Raw genomic sequence first — 8,251 nt, forward strand, 5'->3', positions numbered from 1 at the left:
AGGTCGTGCAACAGCAAACAGCAGCACAGCCCGACACCTGCAAGAGCACAACCCCACTCCCCCGCGCGCACGCCCAGGGACGAAAGCACTATCCGCGCAGATCGTCTACCAGGCTGTTCTCGCTGAAGGGACCGCGGACGACCAGCGGAGGTTCATCAACCGCAACCGACTCGTGGCACTGTGGCCGACTCTGAACCTCGACCAGCGAATCGTCACGCTTTGGGAAAGACGATTCCCCGAACTGCGTGGGCTCGCATGGTAGTCGGTCGCCTGGCTGACGAACAGCGGCACTTGAAGAAGCTGGCGCTCGACGTCTCGGCCGACCAGCAGTTTGCCTTGGCAGGGTCGGGGGCGATTCGTGAGCACGGGCGCATCGACCGACGCGGCCGGGAAACTGCGTCGGCCGCCGCCAAGGCGGTAGCGTCGGGGCGTGACCACTACGACCACGCTCAGCGTCGACTGCGGCGGCGGCGGCATCAAGGCCTCCGTGCTCGACGCCGATGGCGCCATCATCTCCCGCGCCCTGCGCACTCCCACCCCTTACCCGCTGCCGCCGGAACTGCTGGTGGACACCATTAAGGACCTGGCCGACCAGCTGCCGCCCGCCGACCGGGTGACCGTCGGCATGCCCGGCATGATCCGCCACGGGGTCGTCATCGCCACCCCCCACTACATCACCAAGGACGGCCCCCGCTCCCGCGTCCTGCCGGAGCTGGTGGAGGCCTGGGCGCGCTTCGACATGGGCGGGCGACTACAGGAGACCCTCGGCCGCCCGGTGCTGGTGCTCAACGACGCCGAGGTGGCCGGCGCCGGCGTCGTCACCGGCCACGGCCTGGAGATGATCGTGACCCTGGGGACGGGTCTGGGCAACGCCGTCTTCGACAACGGCGTGCTCGCCCCGCACGTGGAGGTCTCCCAGGGACCGGTCCGCTGGGGGCTGACCTATGACGACTACATCGGTGAGCACGAGCGCCTGCGCCTGGGGGACGCCCACTGGTCGCGGCGGGTGCGGCGCGTGGTCGAGGCACTGCACCCCATGTACATGTGGGACCGGCTCTACCTGGGCGGCGGCAACTCCCGCCGCATCACCGCCTTCCAGCTCGACAAGATCGGCGACGACGTCGTCGTCGTGCCCAACGAGGCCGGCATGACCGGCGGAGCCCGCTGCTGGGAGATGGCCCGGCCCTGACGGCCCCGTCCCGCCCGACGACGCCGCACCACTACCGCCTCCGGCTCCGCACGCCCGACGCTGAGACGCAGGGAGGGCCGGTCACCTCGCGGCGACCGGCCCTCCCCGTATGTGTGAGCCTTGCGGCCCACCAGCGCTCAGACCCTACCGGGACCGGCTCACTTCTTGACCTTCTGCGCGGCGGCACCGCCGGCGGGGGCGAAGCCCGCGGCCTCGGCGTCCTCGGCCGAGGCGAACCAGACCTCGGCCACCGTGTTGTCGTACCAGCGGGAGCCGGGCACGTGGTACTTCATGGAGTCCTCGTTGCCCTTGACCTCGTGGTCGGCGTCGGGCGCCTCGGTGGAGCCCTTCTCCAGGCGCACCGAGCCGGCGTAGACGGGCTTGCCGGAAGTCTCGTCGACAGCGGCCTCGTCAGCGGCCTCGGTCTCCTCCACGGCAACCTCGGCGACGTCATCGGCCGGAGTCTCCTCGGCCTCGACCTCGGCGGCGGCCTCCTCAACCTCGGCCACGGCCTGCTCGGCCGCACGCTTAGCGGTGCGGACGGCGTCGTCGACGACGGCCTTCTTGGCGACCGGCTCCAGCACCAGCGAGATCTGGGCCATGGGGGCGTTGTCGCCCCGGCGCGGCGCGGTCTTGATGATGCGGGTGTAGCCGCCGTCGCGGTCGGCCATCTGCGGGGCGATCTCGTCGAAGAGGCGGTAGACGGCGTACTTGTCCGTCATCTTCTTCATCACGGTGCGGCGGGCGTGAAGGTCGCCGCGCTTGCCCTTGGTGATGAGCTTCTCGACGTAGGGCCGCAGGCGCCGGGCGCGGGCCTCCGTGGTCGTGATCGACTCGTGGATGATGAGCTGCGTGGCCAGGTTGGCCAGCATGTGGCGCTCGTGCTGGGGGGATCCGCCCAGCCGGGGACCCTTGGTGGGGCGAGGCATGTTGTCTCCTAGTGGAATGGCGAGCCGGCGTCAGGCCTGCTGCTCGTCGCTGAAGGTGGGGTTGGTGTAGTCGCCCTCCGGGGCGTAGTCGACCGGGGACCCCTTGAGGGACAGCCCGAGCTCGGCCAGCTTGTCCTTGATCTCGGAGATCGACTTGGCACCGAAGTTGCGGATGTCGAGGAGGTCAGCCTCGCTGCGCGCGACGAGCTCACCGACGGTGTGGATGCCCTCGCGCTTGAGGGCGTTGGAGGAGCGGGCCTGCAGGTCCAGCTCGTCAATCATCATGGCCAGATCCTGCTGCAGGGCCTGATCCATCGGCGAGGGGCCGACCTCGATGCCCTCGGCCTCGACGTTGAGCTCACGGGCCAGCCCGAACAGCTCAACCAGCGTCTTGCCGGCGGAGGCCAGCGCGTCGCGCGGGGTCATGGAGGCCTTGGTCTCCACGTCCACCACCAGGCGGTCGAAGTCCGTGCGCTGCTCCACACGGGTGGCCTCCACCGCGTAGGAGACCTTCTTGACCGGTGAGTAGATGGAGTCGACCGGAATACGCGAGATCTCGGCGTTCGGGTCCTTGTTCTGGTTGGCGGACACGTAGCCGCGGCCGCGCTCGACCGTCAGCTCGATCTCCAGCTTGCCCTTCTCGTTGAGAGTGGCGATCACCAGCTCGGGGTTGTGGATCTCCACGCCCGCCGGCGGGGTGATGTCGCCGGCGACGACGACGCCCGGGCCGGACTTGCGCAAGTACATGACCACCGGCTCGTCGTTCTCGGACGACAGGACGATCTCCTTGATATTCAGGATGATCTGGGCGACGTCCTCCTTGACCCCGGCAATGGTGCGGAACTCGTGGGGCACGCCCTCAATGCGGACGGAGGTCACGGCCGCGCCCGGGATGGAGGACAGCAGCGTGCGACGCAGGGAGTTTCCGAGCGTGTAGCCGAAGCCGGGCTCGAGGGGCTCGAGGATGAACCGCGAGCGGCGGTCCTCCTCAATGACCTCCTCGGAGAGTGTGGGTCGCTGTGCAATGAGCACTAGGGGTTTCCTTTCGTCGCGGCGCCCGCTATATGACGCCGTTCCTCATGGTGTTGGCCGCCGACACGCGTCGGCGGCCGGCCCGTCCTGTCCGGGCGGAGCCAATGGCCGACGTCGTCCCCAGCTTTTGTGGGGAGGCGCCGACCGCAGGGTCGAGCCTCAGACGCGGCGCCGCTTCGGCGGGCGGCAGCCGTTGTGCGCCTGCGGGGTCACGTCGGTGATCGAGCCGACCTCGAGGCCGGCGGCCTGGAGGGAGCGGATCGCGGTCTCGCGGCCGGAGCCGGGGCCCTTGACGAACACGTCGACCTTCTTCATGCCGTGGTCCTGGGCGCGGCGGGCGGCAGCCTCGGCGGCGAGCTGAGCGGCGTACGGCGTCGACTTGCGCGAGCCCTTGAAACCGACCTGGCCGGAGGAGGCCCAGGCGATGACGGCGCCGTTGGGGTCCGTCAGGGACACGATGGTGTTGTTGAAGGTGGACTTGATGTAGGCGTGACCGTGGGTGACGTTCTTACGGTCCTTGCGGCGCGGCTTGCGCGCGGTGGAACGAGTCTTAGGGGGCATGCTTCCTTCTTCGAGTGAGGTCTAGTTCCGGGCCTGCGGCGCCCGGATAACGGCTGGTTACTTGGCCTTCTTCTTACCGGCCACGGTGCGCTTGGGGCCCTTGCGAGTGCGGGCGTTGGTCTTGGTGCGCTGGCCGCGGACCGGCAGGTGCCGGCGGTGGCGCAGGCCCTGGTAGGAGCCGATCTCAATCTTGCGGCGGATGTCCGCCTGGACCTCACGACGCAGGTCGCCCTCGACCTGGTAGCTGGAGTCGATGTGGTTGCGCAGCGCGACCAGCTCGTCCTCCGTCAAGTCCTTGACCCGGGTGTCCGGGTTGACCCCGGTGGCCTCGAGGGTCTTCTGGGCGCGGGTGCGTCCGATCCCGTAGATGTAGGTGAGCGCGACCTCGACTCGCTTCTCGCGAGGCAGGTCGACGCCGGAAATGCGTGCCACTGTGTGGTTCTCCTGTGTGCTCCCGGAGGTCGTCACCCATCCCCTCCACCGCCTTCCGGTGGCCCCGGCCTCCAGGAACCGGGGGTGGTGGCGCGAGGCGCCACTGGGGTGAGTGCTGAGTTGTTTTGCCGCCGACCCCCAGGCCGGCGACGCGCGGGTGTCAGCCCTGACGCTGCTTGTGCCGCGGGTTGTCGCAGATGACCATGACCTTGCCGTGGCGACGAATCACCTTGCAGTTGTCACAGATCTTCTTGACGCTCGGCTTGACCTTCATGTTGTTCCTCCGTCCTCCCGGCAGGGAGGACTGTCACTTGTACCGGTAGACGATGCGGCCACGCGACAGGTCGTAGGGGCTGAGCTCAACGACCACGCGGTCCTCCGGCAGGATGCGGATGTAGTGCTGCCGCATCTTGCCCGAGATGTGCGCGAGCACGACATGCCCGTTGCTCAGCTCGACCCGGAACATCGCGTTCGGAAGGGCCTCGACGACCGATCCCTCGACCTCGATGACGCCGTCCTTCTTAGCCATGTTCCTCCGTCGGTTGCTTTCTCGCTGGATACTCCCTCCGGCGACGACGCCGCCGGCATGGTGCGCTGGACGCGCCACCCCACCTCACGGGAAGCCGGAGAGCCGGCGGGCAAAATGGTATGGCACCGCGTCCTGGACGCGCCGATCGCCAACGATACGGCAAACCCGCCGCGGCTGACCACCGCGGAGGGGCATTATCCGGCGGTGTTTCCCGACACACTGCGCACCTCGACTCCGGCACGTCGCCAACACCCGCCTCGCTCCCGGCACGACCGAACTCGGCACGTAAGTTCCACCGACCTCGGCACGTAACTTCAACCGACCTCGGCGATCGCGGGCGCAGGACAGCAGGACAGCAGAGGAGTCAGTCCAGGGGCTTGGGCTCCAGGCCGTAGGGGGCCAGGCCCTCCACTCCCCCATCGGGGGCTGTCAGCACCCACACTCCGCCGGGCACGAGCGCGACCGTGTGCTCCCACTGGGCGGCGTGCGAACCGTCCCGCGTGACCACGGTCCAGCCGTCGTCGAGCTCGTCCACCTCCGTGCCACCGGCGGTGAGCATCGGTTCGATGGCGAGCACCATGCCCGCCCGGAGCTTGGGGCCCTTGTGCTTGACGGAATAGTTGAGCACGTCGGGGGCCATGTGCATGGCGGTACCGATGCCGTGGCCGACGTAGTCCTGCAGGATGCCCAGATGCACCCCCTCGCGCTCGCTCACCGCAGCAACGGTGGCCTCGACCGTGTCGCCAACCGTGTTCAACCGTGTGGCTCGCCCAGCGGTCTCTCCGGCGGCGGCACGGGCGACGGCGGCGATCGCGTCCCACAGGGCCTGCCGGGTGGTGGTGTCCAGCACCCGATCGGACTCGGAGGCATAGCGGCCGCCCACCACGGTGGTGAAGGCGGCGTCGCCGTGCCACTGGGTGCCGGCGTCGTCGAGGATGTAGGCGCCACAGTCGAAGGTGACCAGGTCGCCCGGCTCGAGCACCCGCTCCCCCGGGATCCCATGGACCACCTCGTCGTTGACGGAGATGCAGACGGTGGCCGGGTAGTCGTAGTAACCCAGGAAGTTGGAGTGGGCGCCGCCGCGGGCGATGGCGTCGGCGGAGACGGCGTCAAGCTCTGCGGTGGTGACGCCGGGGCGCACGGCCTCCCGCAGGGCGGCGTGGATATCGGCGACGACGAGCCCGGCCCGGCGCATGTGCCGCAGCTGGTCCGGGGTCTTGAGCTGAATCCGCTCGCGCGTCAGCATGGCGGGTGTCCCCTTCAGGCGGTGACGCCGCGCGTGGCGAGCGCGCTCATGATCCGGTCGGTGACCTCATCCAGCGCGCCGACGCCGTCGGCGCGCACCAGCAGCCCGCGCTGCTCGTACAGGGCGGCCAGCGGCTCGGTCTGCTCCGCGTACACCTCCAGGCGACGACGAATGACCGGTTCGGTGTCGTCGGTGCGGCCCTGCTCGGCGGCGCGCCCCAGCAGCCGCTGGACCACGACCTCGGCGTCCGCGGTGATCTCCAGGACCACGTCCAGGGACAGGCCGGCGGCGGCGAGCATGCTGTCCAGCTCGTGCACCTGCGCCTCGGTGCGGGGGTAACCGTCCAGCAGGAAGCCGTCGGCGGCGTCGTCGGCGGCCAGCCGGTCGGCGACCATGGCATTGGTCACCGAGTCGGGCACGTACTCGCCGGCGTCCATGTACTGCTTGGCCTGGCGGCCCAACTCGGTGCCGCCGGCGACGTTCGCACGGAAGATGTCGCCGGTGGAGATGGCGGGGATGCCCAGGCGCTCGCAAATGCGGGCTGCCTGGGTGCCCTTGCCGGCTCCGGGTGGACCGAGGATGACCATACGTGCGCTCATGAGAGGAACCCTTCGTAGTGCCGCTGCTGCAGCTGAGAGTTGATTTCCTTAACCGTCTGCAGGCCGACCCCCACCATGATCAGGATGGTCGTGCCGCCGAACGGCAGATTCTGGGACAGGCCCAGCCGGATGACGGCGAGCGTCGGCAGCAGGGCCAGGATCACCAGGTAGACGGAGCCCGCCGCGGTGATCCGGTTGATTACGTAGCTGAGGTAGCGCACCGTCGGCTCACCGGCGCGGATGCCGGGGATGAAGCCGCCGTAGCGCTTCATGTTGTCGGCGATCTCCTCGGAGTTGAAGGTGATGGCCGTGTAGAAGAACGTGAAGGCGAAGATCAGCAGGGCGTAGCCCACCAGGTAGACCGTGTCGGTCTGCCGCAGGTTGGTGGCGATCCACTGCACCCAGGAACTGGTGGGCGAGCCGAACTGGGCGATCAGCTGCGGCATGGCCAGCAGGGAGGAGGCGAAGATGACCGGGATGACGCCGGCGGTGTTGATCTTGATGGGGATGTAGGTGGTGGAGCCGCCGTACTGGCGCCGTCCCACCATGCGCTTGGCGTACTGCACCGGGATGCGGCGGGTGGCCTGCTCTACGAAGACCACCGCTAGCGTGGCCACCAGGATGATGGCTACGACCGCCAGGAAGCGGGAGAGGCCGCCGGAGCCGCCCAGGATGGACAGCAGGTTCTGCGGCATGCGCGCCACGATCGAGGTGAAGATCAGCAGGGACATACCGTTGCCGATGCCGTGCTCGGTGATGAGCTCACCCAGCCACATGATCAGGCCGGTGCCGGCGGTCATGGTGACGATCATCAGCGCCAGGTTCAGGGGGGAGTCGTTCGGGATGACGTCCACCGAGCAGCCGGTGAACAGGTTGCCGTTCGCGGCGGTGGCGACGATTGTGGCCGACTGGAGCACGCCCAACCCGATCGTGAGGTAGCGGGTGTACTCCGTCAGCTTGGCGGTGCCCGACTGGCCCTCCTTGTACAGCTCCTCGAAGCGCGGGATCACCACGCGCAGCAGCTGGATGATGATGGAGGCGGTGATGTAGGGCATGATGCCCAGCGCGAATACGCTCAGCTGCAGCAGCGCTCCACCGGAGAAGATGTTGATCAGGCCGAGCAGGCCCGCATCCTCGGCCTCCCCCACGCACACCTGCACGTTGGCCAGGTTCACGCCGGGGGTGGGCAGCACGGAACCGAACCGGAACAGGGCCATGATGCCCAGGGTGAACAGGAGCTTTCTCCTCAGGTCCGGCGTTTTGAACGCCTGGATGAACGCACTGAACACTCGGTCTCCTGTGGGCGGCTGATTGCGGACGCGGGCACTGCGCCTGTCGACATTCATGACGCGCCGGCAGACGCTCGGGATGTACCCGGGGTTAAACCCAGGGTGCAACCCTGGGCTACCCTACCCCGCCCGGCAGATGCTGCCACCCGCCGAGGCGCCGTATTCGGGGGGTATCGGTCACGCCGTCCCGCGCCCGCCGCGCCAAACGCACACCCGTCGATTACTCAAACGCACAAGTTCCCGCCTCACGTACGCGTTTTGGAGATATTCGGCTACCAGGCGCGGGGAAAGCTCCAAGACTCGCACGTGGGAGCGGAACCCGAACGTGGAAGCCGAACGCGTACGCGAGATCCAAACCCGCACGTGAGAGGCGGAGGCGTACGCGTGGGACGTCAGGGGTGGTCAGCAGAACGGCTCCGGCCGGGCCGGGGTCTCCCCCGGCCCG

General features: G+C 68.5%; 10 protein-coding genes. 1 reads left to right on the forward strand and 9 read right to left on the reverse strand.

Going from position 1 to position 8,251, the window contains the following annotated elements; translation table 11 throughout:
• Nucleotides 1-430 precede the first annotated feature (430 nt).
• On the forward strand, nucleotides 431-1,189 hold the full coding sequence (locus tag DRB06_RS02695) for an ROK family protein (RefSeq protein ID WP_111819078.1): 759 nt from the start codon (nucleotides 431-433) through the stop codon (nucleotides 1,187-1,189).
• A 158-nt stretch (nucleotides 1,190-1,347) separates the two neighbouring features.
• Here DRB06_RS02695 and rplQ read toward each other — a convergent pair whose 3' ends face one another.
• The 9 genes from rplQ to secY all read right to left on the reverse strand — a co-directional run bounded on the left by rplQ (nucleotide 1,348) and on the right by secY (nucleotide 7,806).
• On the reverse strand, nucleotides 1,348-2,118 hold the full coding sequence (gene rplQ / locus DRB06_RS02700; protein ID WP_108966226.1) for a 50S ribosomal protein L17: 771 nt from the start codon (nucleotides 2,116-2,118) through the stop codon (nucleotides 1,348-1,350).
• A gap of 30 nt (nucleotides 2,119-2,148) precedes the next feature.
• Entirely contained in the window at nucleotides 2,149-3,150 is a 1,002-nt protein-coding gene (locus tag DRB06_RS02705) for a DNA-directed RNA polymerase subunit alpha (RefSeq protein ID WP_073327514.1), read from the reverse strand.
• 159 nt (nucleotides 3,151-3,309) lie between these two features.
• The gene (gene rpsK / locus DRB06_RS02710; RefSeq protein ID WP_073327516.1) at nucleotides 3,310-3,711 is read right to left on the reverse strand and encodes a 30S ribosomal protein S11; all 402 of its coding nucleotides are present in this window, start codon (nucleotides 3,709-3,711) and stop codon (nucleotides 3,310-3,312) included.
• A 57-nt stretch (nucleotides 3,712-3,768) separates the two neighbouring features.
• The gene (gene rpsM / locus DRB06_RS02715) at nucleotides 3,769-4,143 is read right to left on the reverse strand and encodes a 30S ribosomal protein S13 (protein WP_073327517.1); all 375 of its coding nucleotides are present in this window, start codon (nucleotides 4,141-4,143) and stop codon (nucleotides 3,769-3,771) included.
• Between the two features lie 160 nt (nucleotides 4,144-4,303).
• Entirely contained in the window at nucleotides 4,304-4,417 is a 114-nt protein-coding gene (gene rpmJ, locus DRB06_RS02720) for a 50S ribosomal protein L36 (protein WP_073327519.1), read from the reverse strand.
• Nucleotides 4,418-4,450: 33 nt separating this feature from the next.
• Entirely contained in the window at nucleotides 4,451-4,672 is a 222-nt protein-coding gene (gene infA, locus DRB06_RS02725; RefSeq protein WP_003781847.1) for a translation initiation factor IF-1, read from the reverse strand.
• Between the two features lie 364 nt (nucleotides 4,673-5,036).
• Nucleotides 5,037-5,918: a type I methionyl aminopeptidase gene (map, locus tag DRB06_RS02730; protein ID WP_108966222.1), complete on the reverse strand. Its 882-nt coding sequence runs from the start codon at nucleotides 5,916-5,918 to the stop codon at nucleotides 5,037-5,039.
• A gap of 14 nt (nucleotides 5,919-5,932) precedes the next feature.
• Nucleotides 5,933-6,517, reverse strand: a complete 585-nt coding sequence (locus tag DRB06_RS02735; protein ID WP_234416081.1) for an adenylate kinase — start codon at nucleotides 6,515-6,517, stop codon at nucleotides 5,933-5,935.
• Nucleotides 6,514-7,806: a preprotein translocase subunit SecY gene (secY, locus tag DRB06_RS02740; protein WP_108966220.1), complete on the reverse strand. Its 1,293-nt coding sequence runs from the start codon at nucleotides 7,804-7,806 to the stop codon at nucleotides 6,514-6,516. Before secY ends, DRB06_RS02735 begins: the two co-directional genes overlap by 4 nt.
• Nucleotides 7,807-8,251: the final 445 nt, after the last annotated feature.

Source organism: Actinomyces sp. Z5 (assembly GCF_003287795.1).
In the GTDB taxonomy this organism is placed as follows: Bacteria; Actinomycetota; Actinomycetes; order Actinomycetales; family Actinomycetaceae; genus Actinomyces; species Actinomyces glycerinitolerans.

Coding starts and splice junctions, on each gene's coding strand:
- rplQ (WP_108966226.1), bottom strand. CDS start 2,118: ATGCCTCGCCCCACCAAGGGTCCCCGGCTGGGCGGATCCCCCCAGCAC.
- rpsK (WP_073327516.1), bottom strand. CDS start 3,711: ATGCCCCCTAAGACTCGTTCCACCGCGCGCAAGCCGCGCCGCAAGGAC.
- rpmJ (WP_073327519.1), bottom strand. CDS start 4,417: ATGAAGGTCAAGCCGAGCGTCAAGAAGATCTGTGACAACTGCAAGGTG.
- infA (WP_003781847.1), bottom strand. CDS start 4,672: ATGGCTAAGAAGGACGGCGTCATCGAGGTCGAGGGATCGGTCGTCGAG.
- map (WP_108966222.1), bottom strand. CDS start 5,918: ATGCTGACGCGCGAGCGGATTCAGCTCAAGACCCCGGACCAGCTGCGG.
- DRB06_RS02735 (WP_234416081.1), bottom strand. CDS start 6,517: ATGAGCGCACGTATGGTCATCCTCGGTCCACCCGGAGCCGGCAAGGGC.